Source organism: Planctomycetota bacterium, from assembly GCA_016125255.1.
Classification (GTDB): Bacteria; Planctomycetota; Phycisphaerae; order Phycisphaerales; family Zrk34; genus RI-421.
In genome coordinates, this window is the sequence record WGMD01000014.1 from 65,324 (window position 1) to 79,042 (window position 13,719).

A 13,719-nucleotide genomic window follows, 5' to 3' on the forward strand; every position below is an offset into this window, starting at 1 on the left:
TCTTATCCTGCGCTGTTAAGCGCTCTCGCCCAGGTATTGTTCGATCGCCTGGGCGTTGGGGTCCACGTGGTGTTGGTTGGGCTGCATGAACTCGGCGTCGCCGTATTTGCCTTCGAGCATCAGGTCGATGGCCTCCTCGATTTCCTCGACGAGGAAGGGCTGTCCCTGAATCTTGTTGAGGCCGCGGGCGTCGACGAGGAATTTGCCGCGGATGAGCAGGCGGAGCTGGCCGGTGTTGAGTTCGGGGATGAGCACGCGCTTGTAGCTTGCGAGCACTTCCTTGAGGTTGGCGGGGAAGGGATTGAGGTAGCGCAGATGGGCTGCGGCGACTTTCTTTCCGGCGGCGCGGGCGCGGGCGACGGCGGTCGTGATCGCGCCGTACGTGCCGCCCCACCCGAGCACGAGCAGGTCGCCGGTCGATTCGCCTTCGACGCTCAGCTTGGGCAGACGCTTGGCGAGGCGGGCGACTTTTTCGCGGCGGATATTGGTCATGAGCTGATGGTTCTGCCCGTCGTAGCAGACCGAGCCGGTCACGTTCATCTTCTCAAGCCCGCCGACGCGGTGCTGGAGGTTGGGCGTGCCGGGCTTGGCCCAGGGGCGCGACAGATTCGCATCGCGCTTGTAGGGGCGGAAGACGCCATCGACCCTATCCGATTCGTCGGCGTGACGCACGGGGATCTTCGGCAGCGCATCGGGATTGGGAATGCGCCACGGCTCGGCGCCGTTGGCGATGTAGCCATCGGACAGGATCATCACCGGCGTCATGCACTCGAAGGCCGTGCGCACGGCTTCGAGGGCCATGTCGAAGCAGTCGGCGGGGCTCTTGGGAGCGAAGATGATCACCGGGCAGTCGCCGTTGCGGCCGAACATGGCCTGAAGCAGGTCGGATTGTTCGGTCTTGGTGGGCAGACCCGTCGACGGCCCGCCGCGCTGCACGTCGATGACGATCAAAGGCAGTTCGGTGATGACGGCCAGGCCCATCGCCTCGGCTTTGAGGGCCAGGCCCGGGCCGCTCGTGCCCGTCACGCCCAGTTGACCGGCGTAGCTGACGGCGATCGCCGAGCACACGGCCGCGATCTCGTCCTCGGCCTGAAACGTCTTGACGCCGAAGTGGCGCATCGCCGCCAGGTAGTGAAGGATGTCCGACGCGGGCGTGATCGGATAGGTGCAGTAGATGAGCTGTTTACCGGAGAGTTTGCCGGCGGCGACGAGGCCCATCGCGAGGGCTTCATTGCCGGTGATGCGGCGGTACATGCCCGCTTCGATCGGGGCTTTGTCCACCTGATAGCGGATCGGGAAGATCTCGGCGGTGTCGCCGAAGTCGTAGCCGGCCTTGAGCGCCTTGACGTTCGCCTCGGCGACCTGCGGCATGTTCTTCTTCTTGCCGAAGTAGTCTTCGAGATAGCGCACCGTCACATCCAGCGGGCGGTCGTACAAGTAGTAGACGACGCCCAGCGCGTACATGTTTTTGCAGCGGCCGATGTCCTTGGCGCCCATGCCCGAGGACGCGAGTTCTTCGCTGGTCAGCCGGGTGATCGGGACCTTGTAGAGCTTGTACTTTTGCAGGTACTTCTCGTCGTCGAGGGGGTTGTATCCCTCGGCGTAGCCGGCCTTGCGGAGGTTGGTCTTGTCGAATTCGTCTTCATTGACGACGACGATCCCGCCGCCGCGGACGTCGGAGATATTGGCCTTGAACGCGGCGGGGTTCATGGCGATCAGCGCGTCGACCTGGTCGCCGGGCGTGAAGATTTCCTGCGAGGCGAAGTTGACCTGAAACCCGGAGACGCCGGCGACGGTGCCGGCGGGGGCGCGGATTTCAGCGGGGAAGTCGGGGAGGGTGGCGATGTCGTTGCCGACCATGGCGGAGGTGTCGGTGAATCGCATGCCGGCGAGCTGCATGCCGTCACCGGAGTCGCCGGCGAATCGGACGGTGGCGGAACGGACGGTGAGGACTTGTTTCGATGGGGAAACCATCATGGGCTCCATGCGCGGCGCAGACAGTAGGGGGGAAAATCAGGAGGTCATTATATCCCCGCTCCCCCGTCAGTCACGTTTCACCCAAACTGCATTGCCTCGTGAAATACTACGCGCATCGGGGGAGGGGGGCTACAGAAGGGGATGGGGGTTGGGGGAGGGGGAAGAGCAAAGGCAACACGCGCCGCGCGCGTCATCCCCTTCCCCTCTCCCCCAGCCCCCGTTTTGTAAATGACACAGCCCGACCGGGGAGACCAGTCGGGCTGTGTACGCGGGTGGTAGGGCTGCTTCAGGCAGGGGCGAGCGGTGGGGGTGCTCAGCCGTTGTCCTGCGTGTCGGAGGCGTTGGTGCACATGGAGGCGCCGAGGAGGGCGATGCCCAGGCAGGCGCCGGGTCCGGCGTTGAGGATGCCGGAGGTTGGGGCGAAGAGGGCGTAGAGGACGCCGCCGCTGATGATGCTCCACATACAGATGATTGCGAAGGTCTTCATTCCCAATTCCCCTTGCCGATCGTTGACGAATCGTTTTCCCCGCCGCCGGGCGGCTCACACCTTGAAACTGCGATATAACGGGCCGGGACGCAAATCCCTTTTCGTAATTTTTTCCGGGCTGCTCCGTTAGCACTTATACTGCCGATGTGTTGGCGCGGGGGATGGCCGGTCGCCGATGAGGATTGACGCCATGCAGATGCGCATCCGGACCTTCTTGATCGCTTCATTTTTCGCCGCCGCCGCATCCGCCCAGCCGGCGCCGCCCGCACAACCCGCGCCGCCCAACCCCGACCCCACCATCGACGCCTTCAACGTCGCGCTGCACGAAGCGATCGATGCGCTGCAGAACAACGACCTGGCCGCGGCGATGGATCAGCTCGAAGCGCTTCAGAAAGCCAACCTCGACACCCTCACCCGCCGCCGCGTCAACGTCCTCTACAACCAGCTCAACGGCTCGTACCTCGAAGCGCAAAAACCCTGGCTTGATCGAAAAGTCCTCGACACCGTCGTCCTCGTCGATGACGAACTGTCGCTCGTGCGCGCGATCGCCGCCTGGCCCCGCGATGAGTACTACCCCGTGCTGCTGGACGACGGGTGGTACTCGAAGTTGTTCATCGAGGCGTTCAAGCCCAGACACGTGATGCATCTGACGAGCGGCGTGGTGCGCGACCCGGCGATCGTCGCGCAGGCCATCGTCGAAATCACCACGCGCCACAACCAGCAGATCGACGAAGAGCAGCGGCGCAATCCGCCGATCTATCCCACGCCGCCGGGCCTCGTCGCGATCGACGCCGCCGCGCCGCAGCGCGCCGGGGCGCTGGCGCTGGCGATCGGTCGACGCCAACCCGCCCTGGCCATGACCGTCGGCCACCGCGCCCACGATCAGGTGGCCGAGAAGGTCATCATCGACCTCAACGGCCTGCTCGTGGACACGATGAACAACCTCGGCCTGCTGCGCCTCGATCGCTGGTCCGCCCTCACGCTCGCCGGACCCTTCCCCTACCTCTACACCCCCAGCGAGGAAAAACAGCCCAAGGAAGTCCCCAAACTCGCCGGCCCCCGCGCCAGCGACGACCTGTTCGGACGCGACGCCAACGGCGTCCGCGTCGCCGTCGTCGGCCGGCTCATCGGCGATGTCGCCCAGTCCAATTACATGGCCATGTGCTCCCTCTTCCTCTCCCCCCACGACGCCCTGCTCATCGACGATTACCCCGCGCGGACGAATCAATCGATTTGGAAGGACTATCGACTCGGACCGGCCGAGCAGCTTCTGGCCGGCCGACTCAAAACGCGCCGTCTCGCCGACGATCAGGTCACGGTGTCGACGATTCATACGCTGACCTGGCCCCGCAATCCTTACGACTTGGTGTGGATCAATTCCTCCGGCGGGCCGCAGTGGTGGCACGTCGAAGGCGGCAAGAGCATGGCCGGTGTCGATGACATTCCCATCGGCCGCGCCTGCGTCTTCTACGTCTCGCACTCGTTCTCCGCCGCCGATCCCTACGACCCCGACACGCTCGCCGGCCGCGCCCTGGTCGGCGGGGCGTACTGGTACTTCGGCTCCGTGCATGAGCCGTTCCTCCCCGCCTTCGCCGACCCCAATGCCTTCACGCAGAAGATCCTCGCCGGAACCCCGCTGGCCTTCGCCGCCCGGCGGGAGATGGGCCATCCTCTGTACCTGCCGTGGAAACTCATGTGCATCGGCGATCCGCTTTACTGTCTGCGCCCCGCACCGGCCCAGCGGATCGATGACACGCCCGCCGTCGCCGGACTTGCACCCGAGCCCGAGGCGCCGCTCGACCTTGCCGCCAGCGATGACCTGTCGCCCGGCCAGCTCGCCGCCGCCGCCTTCGACGCCTTCGCGGATCACAACTACCCCCCGCTCCTGAAGCTTCAGCCCTCCGCCATCCAACGCGACCCGATCGCCACCATCGTCTACCGGCAGGCCGCCGCCGGACAGTTCACCAAGGAACTCAACGCCGGCCAGCTCGACGAAGCACGCATCATCCTCACCCGCCTGCTCATCCTCGGCGGCGACAAGCGCGTCCTCACCGACCTGACCAAACGCTGGCTCGCCCAGACCGCCAAGCGCGGCTCCGAACCCGAAGCCCGCACCTACCTCAAAGCCCTCTCCCGCCAACCCCTCCCCATCCCCTCCCGCGAAGCCCTCCAGGACCTCACCCACTGACCCCCCCCACCCCCGATCCCCAGCCCCCGATCCCTGATCCCTTCCCCCTTCCCCCTTCCCCTGCCCCAAGATTTTCCGTGAGATCGCCCCCTTCAAGGAGGTATAAGGATGAGGCGCCACGGCAACAGATCCGCAGCGAACGAGTCAACTCATGGACCAGAAGGCATTTGCGCAGAATCTGATGGCCTGTCAGGATCGGCTCTACGCCTATGCCGCCGCGCTGGTGGGGAACATGACGGCCGTGGACGACATTGTGCAGCAGACCAATCTGATTCTCTGGCGCAAGGCCGACCAGTTCGAGCCGGGCACGGAGTTCGGGGCGTGGGCCTGTCGCGTGGCGTTCTACGAGATTCTCAAGCATCGCCAGCGCCGCAAGCGCGAGAAGCTGCTCTTTGATGACGACCTTCTGAGCATCATGGCCGAGCGCTGCGAGCAGTTCAGCGACGAGGCGACGCAGCGACGTTCCGCCCTGCGCCTGTGCCTCAAGAAGCTCTCGCCCGATCAGCGCGAACTGTTGGAGCGGCGGTACGAGCCGGGCGCGTCGGTGGCGGACATGGCCGGCGAGCTTCATCGCTCCGCCGGCTCGCTCTCGCAGGAGCTTTACCGCATCCGACAGGCCCTGACCGACTGCATCCGCAAGCGTCTTTCGCAGGAGCAGGCCGGATGACGCCATGCACCTTTGAAACCCTGCTCGCCGATCTGATCGACGGCGACCTGGACGCCGACGGACGCGCGGCGCTGACCGATCTGCTCCACCGCGACGCCGACGCCCGCATGGCGTACCTCGACCTGATGTTCACGCACGCACTGGTGCGCCGCGAACTGCAAAGCCGCACCGCCCAAACCCTCGTCCGCGCCGCTGCCCCCACGCCGACGCTGCCCGCCCTGAGCAATGTCGAAGGGAGCCGCGCTTCGCGGCCAAGCGTCTGGTACGCCGCCGCGCTGCTGCTGATCGCCGCCACGATCACGATCGTGTTCCTCCTGCCTTCCACTCCCCACCCCGCAGGCCCTGCTCCTAACTCCCCCGTTTCCTTCGCCGTCCTGACCGACGCAAACAGCGCCCAATGGGCCGATCACGCCCTGATCGAGCCCGGCGCCGCCCTCCCCAGCGGCGCGATGCGCCTTGTCTCCGGTCAGGCGCAGCTCCTTTTCAACAGCGGAGCCGTCGTCACCCTGCGCGGCCCGATCGACCTGGACATCACCGGCCCCGACCGCGCTTTCGTTCACCGCGGACAACTCGTCGCCTTCGCCCCCGACCGCGCGCATGGGTTCACCATCGACGCCCCCGGCAATGTCTCCGTCACCGACCTGGGCACGGAGTTCGGCGTGAGCGTCGACGCCCTCGGACAAGTCCGCACGCATGTCTTCACCGGCCTCGTCCAGGTCGCCGCCGCCGGACAGGTCTACCGGCTCGCCGCCGGTCAGGGCGCGCTGGCGTCTTCCGCCGGCCTGATCGCACGCGAATCGGCCGACCGCGCGCAGTTCTACCCGGGCTCCACGATCGCCGCGGTGCCGCTGGGCGCGCTGTTCGATGATGCGCCCGGCGTCGCGCTCATCGACGCCTTGGCCACCGACAAGCCGACGACCTCGCCGCGTTCGCCCGCGCTGGGCCTCTGGCGCGTGCAGACGGGTCAGATGGATCAGCCCGCGCCGATCGCGCCGGGCGTCGTGTTCGACTTCGCGTCCGTGGGCGGGGGCGAGCTTTCCGCCGGTCCGCCCGCCAATCAGGCCGCCCGCGCCATGAATGGATACGCCATCACCCTGCCGAGCGACGCCCCCGCCGTCCATCACGCCGGCATCGGCATGCACGCCAACGCGTTCATCAGCTTCGATCTGGAAGCGATTCGAGCGGCCGGCCCGGTGACGCCGACGCGCTTTGCGGCGACGGGCGGACTGAACATGAGCAGTACCGACGGATCGATCCACCTCATCGCCCTCGTCTGTGACGCCAGGCGGCCGATCGCCGCATACGTCGACGGGCGACGCGCGGCGATCGAGGAGGCCGGCGGCGTCTGGCGCGTCACGGACGAACTGCCCGAACCGCTGACGCCCGCGCATCGCGAGGCGGCCTTCGATGTGCCGCTCGATGAATCGGCCGCGTACCTCGTACTGGCCTGCACCAGCAACGGACCGATCAACTCGGACCACGGCGTGTTCGCCGAGGCCCGGCTGGTCGTGGATTCAAATTTGCCATCGCATCAGGAATCGAGATGAGACACCCTGTTGAAGGAGACCGGAAATGAACGTGCGTCGTCAACACCAACAACTGTGCATCGCCCTCGCCCTCGCCGCGGCTTCCGCAGCCCCCGCCTCCGCGGCGATCACCACGCTCGTCCCCCTCGGGAATCTGTTCGGCGATTCGATCGCCACGCCCATCGCGACCGCCGTCGCCACCGATCCCTACGGACAGACGCCGCTCGAAACCGAACTGGGCATCGAGCTTTTCTACGACAACAAGGATGTGGCCCACAAGGTCAACCTCGGCGCGCCCCAGACGATCGCGCCGGGCGTCACGTTCAACTATTCCAACGTCGGCGGAGCCAACGCGTACGCGCGCGAAATCTTCAATGATGCGTGGCAACCCGGTTTCCCGCTGAGCACCACCGGGTCCACCGCCGCGACCTCCGCCGGTCCGAAGATCGAAGACGGCATCGGCATGCACGCCAACGGGCTCATCACCTTCAATCTTGATGAACTGCGCGCCGCCGGCGCCCCGGACACCGCGGCTCTGTTCCTGGCGCATCTGGATCAGAACGACGATCAGGCGACCAACGGCGCTTTCCGCGGCACGGTCATCGTGTCCGATGCCAACGGCAACGTCCTGGCCGGCTACATCAACGGGCAAAAGGTCGCGGTGACGCAGACGGCGGGCGTGTGGGCGTTCTCGGGCACGATCCCCGGCGAACTGACCGGGGCCGGGAGCAACGCCAAGGATTTTTCCGTCGGCCTGGCGTCCAACGCCAAGTACCTGACGCTGGCCGTCACCAGCACCGACATCTCCGCCGACCACGCCGCCTGGTCCGGCGCCCGCATCGACTACGCCCCGAAGATCGAACTGGACAATCTCTTTGACGACAGCAACACGACGTCGCTCTGGACCGCGCTGAGCACCGACACGTACAAGGCCAACGCGGAGACCGCCGATCTGGGCGTCGACACAATTCAGCTCGGCAACCTGCACACGGACACGAACGTCAACACGTCGGGCGTGAAGTTCAACTTCACCTCCGCCGGCGCGACGACCAGCGGCACGACCAGCTCCAATGGACCGGCCAACGACTCGATCGGCTCCGATCCCACCAGCCGCCCGCCGCTGCGACTCGACGGCAACGCGACCGGTTTCCCCGCGCAGGCGAACTGGCCCACGACCGAGCTTGAGGAAGGCATCGGCATGCACGCCAACAGCTACCTCACGTTCGACCTGGACGAGATTCGCACCGCCGGCGACCTGGGCAATGCGCAGTTCCGCTTCACCGCGCTGGCGGGCCTCAACGACAGCGCCGTCAGCGCCGGGTCGATCCGCACCGCCCTGCTGCTGTCCGACGCGTCGGGCGTCCTCGCCGGTTACATCAACGGACAGCTTGTGTCGATCATCCAGTCCGGCGGAACATGGAGCTTCAACGGCGTCATCCCGGCGGAAATCAACTCGGGCTCGACGCTCAAGAGCAACCCCTACGATGTGATCATCGGGTCCAACGTGCGATACCTGACGCTGGTCGCCCTCGGCGGCACGAACATCAACTCCGACCACGTCGCCTGGGTCGACGCCCAGCTCACCACGCTCATCCCCGCGCCCGCCGCGCTGCCGGCGGGATTGGCGCTGATGGGCCTTTTGACGATGCGCCGCCGCTAAATGCGCCGTCCGTGGTGCACGCCTTTTCCGCGCTTTTACCTTGATCGAACTGCTCGTCGTCGTGAGCATCATCGCGCTGCTCATCGCGATCCTGCTCCCGTCGCTGACGCGCGCCCGGCAGGTCGCGCAGCAGACCGTGTGCCTGGCCAACATGCGGCAGGTCGGCGTCGGCTACGCGCTCTACGCCAACGCCAACAAGACGCAGCTTCCTTGGGGCTACTGGTACAACAACGTCGCCAACACGCACATCGAATTCGACGACCTGCTCTTTCCCTATCTCGGGCAGCAACTGACGTATCAACAACAGATCGGCACCGACCTGCGATCGGTCATCAGCGGCAAGTCCGTCTTCGAGTGCCCGGCGGACAAACGCGGCATGGGACGCACGTACTCGATGGCGCGCACGGCGGACTTCTCGGTGGGGCAGTCGTACGGCGTGGCGACCAGCTCGTACCTGAGCGCCAATCCGCCCAGCCCCCGCTACATCACCGAACTGCGCCGCCCGGCGGACCTGATGATCCTGCTCGAACGGCCCTCGCAATACAACCGGCTCGGCGATGACAACACGTCCGTCACCGACTCGCCCGACCAGATCACGATCTACGTCCCCTGGCTCCACGATCCGCAGCTCAACTTCCTTTTTGTCGACGGTCACGCCGCGGGCATGTCCCCGACCGACAACATCGGCAACGGGACGACGGCGTTTCCGCGCGGGATGTGGACCCGCGACCCCAATGACTGAGGCGGTTACACTGTCGGCGTGAAACGCTACGGCCCCAAAACGCGCCCCAAACCCAAGCCCCGGCCCCCGGAACCCCCGGAGCAGGACGCTTCCGCCGCGTCAGCCGCCGCCCGGCCGCCGCTGCCGGGGGCGACGGACTGGGACGCCGTCGCGCCGTGGTATGACGAGCTTGTCGGCTTTGAAGGCAGCGAGTATCACCAGCAGGTCGTCCTGCCGGGGATCGCCAAGCTCATCGACCCCAAGCCGGGCCTACGCGTGCTCGATGTCGCCTGCGGGCAGGGCGTTTTGTGTCGACTGTTTGCTTCGCGCGGGGCGAGCATGACAGGGCTCGACGCGTCGCGAAAACTCATTGATTCCGCGCGCCAGCGCGGCCAGGAGACGATCACCTATCTGTGCGGCGATGCGCGCGAGTTGATGAAGGTCCAGTCGCTCGAAGCGGGGTCGTTCGATGCGGTGACGCTGGTGCTGGCGGTGCAGAACATTCACCCGCTGGGACCGCTTTTTGAGGGCATGGCGGCGATGCTCAAGCCGGGCGGGTGCGTGGCGATCGTCATGATGCACCCGGCCTTCCGCGGGCCCAAGTCGACGAGCTGGGGCTGGGTCGATCAGAGCGTGCAGTATCGGCGGGTCGATCGGTATCTGATGTTCCGCAAGGAGCCGATCATCTCGCACCCCGGCAAAAAAGACGGCACGTACACCTGGACCTTCCATCGCCCGATCGAAACGTACATCAACGCGCTGGCCAAGGCGGGTCTCGTCACCGACGCCATGCACGAATGGCCCAGCCACAAAGTCTCCCAGCCCGGCCCCCGCGCCAAGGCGGAAAACACCGCCCGCAAGGAAATCCCCCTGTTTCTGGCCCTGCGGGCGCGCAAGCTGTAATGGCCCGCCGCGCCGGGTATGCAAAATATTTTTTCATTTCGCGCGACCAATCCGACGCTGCGGCGACGACACCTTGGTGAGCCCAGTTCCGGAGCGAGGCCGGCATGTCCAATGAGCAGCACAATGCGTTCGCCCGCCTGTTCGTCTCGTCGCAGCATCGCGTCTACGGCTACATCGCGTCGCTGTTGCCTCAGGCCGACGACGCGGAGGAAGTGTTTCAGCAGACGAGTCTGATTCTCTGGCAGAAGTGGGAGGCGTTCGATCTGTCGCGGGATTTTGTGGCGTGGGCCTGCGGGATCGCGCATTTTGAGGTGATGAATTTCCTGCGTCGCCGCCGGCCGGGGCGCGTCTATCTGTCCGAGTCGGTGATGGAAAAGCTTTCGAGCGATCGCCTGGCCGATGGTCATGAACCCGACCGTCGCGGCGAGGCGTTGTCGGCCTGTCTGGCCAAGCTCTCGGACGATCAGCGGCAGCTCATTGAACGCTGCTACATCCGATCGAATACCATCAATGCGGTTGCGCAGGAAATGGGCCGGACGGCCAACGCCGTGTACATCGCGCTGCGGCGCATCCGGGGGCTGCTGCTCGAGTGCATTCGCCGTCAGATGTCGCGGGAGGGTGCGTGATGGATCAGACGACGCTCCTGCCGCTTATCGAGCGATACTGCGACGGCGACATCAGCCCCGCCGACTGCGACACGCTCGCCGCCCTGCTGTCCGACGACGCCGAGGCCCGCCGGTTGTATCTGGATTACCTTGATCTGCACGGGCGTCTTCAATGGCGCGTGCGCGGCCGGGGGGTTGCGACGCCGGCGGTCACACTTGCCGCGCCGACGCTGAGCCGTGTCGCGCGGCGAAGCGTCGGGTACGCCGCCGCGCTCGTCTTGATCGCCGCGATGATCGCCGTGATCTTCCTGTCCTTCAATCCGAAATCCGCAATCCAAAATCCGCAGTCGCCGGTTTCCGTCGCACTCCTGTCGGACCTGTCCGCCGACGCTCAGTTCGCCGCCGGGCCGGTGTCGCTCGGGGCCGACCTGCCGCCGGGGCGATTCGCGCTGACGCGCGGCAAGGCCCAGATCGCGTTCCGTTCCGGCGCGGTCGTGGACCTGACCGGGCCGTGCGAATTTGAGATGACCGGCCCGAACCGCGGGCGGCTCGATCAGGGTCATCTTGAAGCTTTCGTCCGCCCCGAAGCGCATGGGTTCACGGTTGATGCGCCGCATGGGGTACGCATCATCGACCTGGGCACGCGCTTTCGTGTCGACGCCGATGCGCGGATCGAATCGCGCGTGCAGGTGCTCGAAGGACGCGTCCGCATCGAAGGCGCGTTCGCCGCTCAGGTGCTCAAGGCCGACGACGCGGCGACATGGTCCGACGGCGGCGCCGGGCTCGTCGTCCTGCAGGCGGTCGGGCGTGTGGTGCTCATCGACTTCCGCGGCGATGCGTCGCAGGGCGTCGCCGCCGTCGGCGATGTGAATGTATTCGATCCACCCGGGGCGTTTCGATTTGCCGGCGGGGCGGCGGCGGTGCACATGTTGAATGAACTGATCGACATGACCGGCCGACCCACCGGCATCACCCTCACCGGCGCGTCGACCGGCGGGACGGCCAGCGGTGTCGCCGGCGAATTGTTCACCGACCCCGTCGCCGGTTTCCCGGCCGAGGCGACCGCCGACGGCCTGTTCATCAAGGGCGAACCGGATCGTCACGTGTTGACGCTGCGGCTGACGGGGCTGGACCCGCGGCGGACGTATCACGTGCAGTTCGTCGCCGGCATGCGGAGCGATCTGCCCATTCCGCCGCGCATTTCAATTGCCGACCAGTCCCGATCGATCGACCGCTTCGCCGACGCGGCGGCGCGCGTCATCGACTTTGAGGCCGTGCATCCCGAAGCCGACGGTTCGCTGAATTGCCACATCACGCCGTCGCGCAGCGGCGTCGTATTCATCACCGCCCTGCGACTCCAATATCAGGACGCGCAGGCCCCGCAGGAAAGGAAGACACCATGAGATTCCGCACGTTGGTCCAATCGTTTTTCGTCGCCGCGCTTCTGCCCGCCTTCGCACATGGCGCCACGGTGACGACCGTCGGCTCCGACACCGGCGCGTCCGGTACGAAAGACGCCTGGCGCACCAGCTCCGTCGTGAAACCGCTCGATGGTGACAGCGACAACATTTATGGCTCGGCCGGCTATCTGCTGTTCCGCTTCAACTCCGCCTCCGGCTCCGTCGCCATCAGCACCACCGGCAGCGCCACCGTCAACACGCTCCCGTCCTACCTCACCGCCGGCGCCGTCGGGGCGGACCTGATGTATGGCGCCAAGTCGGCGATCGACAATCCCGCCGGCGGGGCCGACGTCGCCTCCGGCATCGCCTTCCGCAACACCACCGCGTCGAGCGGCGTCGAATTCGCCTTCATGAAAATCACCCTCGCCGCCAATCTCCCCAGCGGCATCCGCCTCGGCGTCCTGACCAACAACTCCGGCGGCACGGACATCCCGCTTTCGATCCGACTCGCGCAGACGACCGGAACCGGCACGGACAGCGTCATGTATTCCGTGCCCAACGAGAATCAGCCCGACTGGTACTTCTTCGACATCACGGGCGGCGTCGGCGGCGATGTGTTCACGCTCTTCACCACCAGCCGCGGCGGCAAGCCGACGATCGGCGGCCTGACCGTCGACCTGATCCCCACGCCCGCCGCGCTCCCCGCCGGGCTGACGCTTCTGGGTCTGACGTCGATGCGTCGCCGCCGCTGAGTCATCCGCTTTCACATGGAGAATTGAAATGTTCACACAACGCCTGACACTCGCCGCGCTGGTCCTCGCCCTGATCGCCCCCGCCGTCCGCGCCGCCGTCGAAACCAATCCGGCGCTCTTCACCGGCGCCAACGCCATCGACCCGAGCTCCAACGGCGAGGATCGCGATTCGGATGCGACGGGCGTGACGAGTCAGGCGACGCTTGAAGCGATGCCGAACTTCGTCGCAGTGCATGATTTCACCAACTTCGCCTCCGGCACGGGCACGACGAACGTCATCGCCTTCGACAGCCCGTCCTATCCCGACATCAAGTTCAACATCGCTCTGACCGGCAACGCCTCCGGCGGCGCGGTCACGGTGACGGCGAACCTCGTGTCCTCGACGAGCAATTCGGTCTACCTGGGCAGCTCGAACCTTTCGTACACGATCGACTTCGGCTCGTACAACCCGACGACGACGGTGTTCACGTCCAATGTCAATGCGGTGGAGGCCGCGGCTTTCATGATCGTCAGTCTCGCCAACGGCAAGAGTCTGACCGCGACGTATTTTGACGATGCCGGCAACACGCTGGCGACCCAGGTCGGCGCCGGCGGGTCCGAATCGGGCGCGGGGCAGGAGGTTTACTTCGGCTACCGCATCACCGCCGGTCAGGCGCCGATCGGCCGCATCGTCATCGGCTCGCCGACCGGCGGTTCGCTCGGCAGCAACACGGGCTTCGACGATCTGGGATTCACGATCGTGCCGACCCCGGCCGCGCTGCCGGCGGGATTGGCGCTGATGGGATTCTTGGCAATGCGACGCGGCAAATGAAGAACGAGGCGGCACATTTCAA

At 66.0% G+C, this 13,719-nt stretch carries 11 protein-coding genes and 1 pseudogene; 11 read left to right on the forward strand and 1 reads right to left on the reverse strand.

Annotated elements, in window-relative coordinates:
* Positions 1–15: 15 nt before the first annotated feature.
* A complete protein-coding gene (locus GC162_12290; protein ID MBI1369419.1) occupies positions 16–1,986 on the reverse strand; it encodes a 2-oxoacid:acceptor oxidoreductase subunit alpha in 1,971 nt (656 codons plus the stop codon).
* Between the two features lie 668 nt (positions 1,987–2,654).
* Between GC162_12290 and GC162_12295 the strand changes: the two genes are divergently transcribed.
* The 11 genes and pseudogenes from GC162_12295 (at position 2,655) to GC162_12345 (ending at position 13,697) form a co-directional block, all read left to right on the forward strand.
* The gene (locus GC162_12295; GenBank protein MBI1369420.1) at positions 2,655–4,652 is read left to right on the forward strand and encodes a hypothetical protein; all 1,998 of its coding nucleotides are present in this window, start codon (positions 2,655–2,657) and stop codon (positions 4,650–4,652) included.
* Positions 4,653–4,803: 151 nt separating this feature from the next.
* On the forward strand, positions 4,804–5,319 hold the full coding sequence (locus tag GC162_12300; GenBank protein MBI1369421.1) for a sigma-70 family RNA polymerase sigma factor: 516 nt from the start codon (positions 4,804–4,806) through the stop codon (positions 5,317–5,319).
* Positions 5,316–6,866, forward strand: a complete 1,551-nt coding sequence (locus GC162_12305) for a hypothetical protein (protein MBI1369422.1) — start codon at positions 5,316–5,318, stop codon at positions 6,864–6,866. Before GC162_12300 ends, GC162_12305 begins: the two co-directional genes overlap by 4 nt.
* Before the next feature lie 25 nt (positions 6,867–6,891).
* Entirely contained in the window at positions 6,892–8,505 is a 1,614-nt protein-coding gene (locus tag GC162_12310; GenBank protein MBI1369423.1) for a hypothetical protein, read from the forward strand.
* A 40-nt stretch (positions 8,506–8,545) separates the two neighbouring features.
* Positions 8,546–9,247, forward strand: coding sequence for a DUF1559 domain-containing protein (locus tag GC162_12315; GenBank protein ID MBI1369424.1), 702 nt, complete (start codon positions 8,546–8,548; stop codon positions 9,245–9,247).
* 120 nt (positions 9,248–9,367) lie between these two features.
* Positions 9,368–10,129, forward strand: coding sequence for a methyltransferase domain-containing protein (locus tag GC162_12320; GenBank protein MBI1369425.1), 762 nt, complete (start codon positions 9,368–9,370; stop codon positions 10,127–10,129).
* 104 nt (positions 10,130–10,233) lie between these two features.
* Positions 10,234–10,755 (forward strand): sigma-70 family RNA polymerase sigma factor, encoded by a 522-nt coding sequence (locus GC162_12325; protein ID MBI1369426.1) that lies wholly within the window; start codon positions 10,234–10,236, stop codon positions 10,753–10,755.
* On the forward strand, positions 10,755–12,137 hold the full coding sequence (locus GC162_12330; GenBank protein MBI1369427.1) for a hypothetical protein: 1,383 nt from the start codon (positions 10,755–10,757) through the stop codon (positions 12,135–12,137). The genes GC162_12325 and GC162_12330 overlap by 1 nt, the downstream gene beginning before the upstream one ends.
* 201 nt (positions 12,138–12,338) lie before the next feature.
* Positions 12,339–12,422: pseudogene (locus GC162_12335) on the forward strand (NrdH-redoxin).
* Between the two features lie 14 nt (positions 12,423–12,436).
* Positions 12,437–12,886: a hypothetical protein gene (locus tag GC162_12340; GenBank protein ID MBI1369428.1), complete on the forward strand. Its 450-nt coding sequence runs from the start codon at positions 12,437–12,439 to the stop codon at positions 12,884–12,886.
* Positions 12,887–12,914: 28 nt separating this feature from the next.
* Positions 12,915–13,697 (forward strand): hypothetical protein, encoded by a 783-nt coding sequence (locus tag GC162_12345; GenBank protein MBI1369429.1) that lies wholly within the window; start codon positions 12,915–12,917, stop codon positions 13,695–13,697.
* Positions 13,698–13,719 lie beyond the last annotated feature (22 nt).

Coding starts and splice junctions, on each gene's coding strand:
- GC162_12295 (MBI1369420.1), top strand. CDS start 2,655: ATGCAGATGCGCATCCGGACCTTCTTGATCGCTTCATTTTTCGCCGCC.
- GC162_12340 (MBI1369428.1), top strand. CDS start 12,437: ATGTATGGCGCCAAGTCGGCGATCGACAATCCCGCCGGCGGGGCCGAC.
- GC162_12290 (MBI1369419.1), bottom strand. CDS start 1,986: ATGGAGCCCATGATGGTTTCCCCATCGAAACAAGTCCTCACCGTCCGT.
- GC162_12345 (MBI1369429.1), top strand. CDS start 12,915: ATGTTCACACAACGCCTGACACTCGCCGCGCTGGTCCTCGCCCTGATC.
- GC162_12325 (MBI1369426.1), top strand. CDS start 10,234: ATGTCCAATGAGCAGCACAATGCGTTCGCCCGCCTGTTCGTCTCGTCG.
- GC162_12300 (MBI1369421.1), top strand. CDS start 4,804: ATGGACCAGAAGGCATTTGCGCAGAATCTGATGGCCTGTCAGGATCGG.
- GC162_12305 (MBI1369422.1), top strand. CDS start 5,316: ATGACGCCATGCACCTTTGAAACCCTGCTCGCCGATCTGATCGACGGC.
- GC162_12310 (MBI1369423.1), top strand. CDS start 6,892: ATGAACGTGCGTCGTCAACACCAACAACTGTGCATCGCCCTCGCCCTC.
- GC162_12330 (MBI1369427.1), top strand. CDS start 10,755: ATGGATCAGACGACGCTCCTGCCGCTTATCGAGCGATACTGCGACGGC.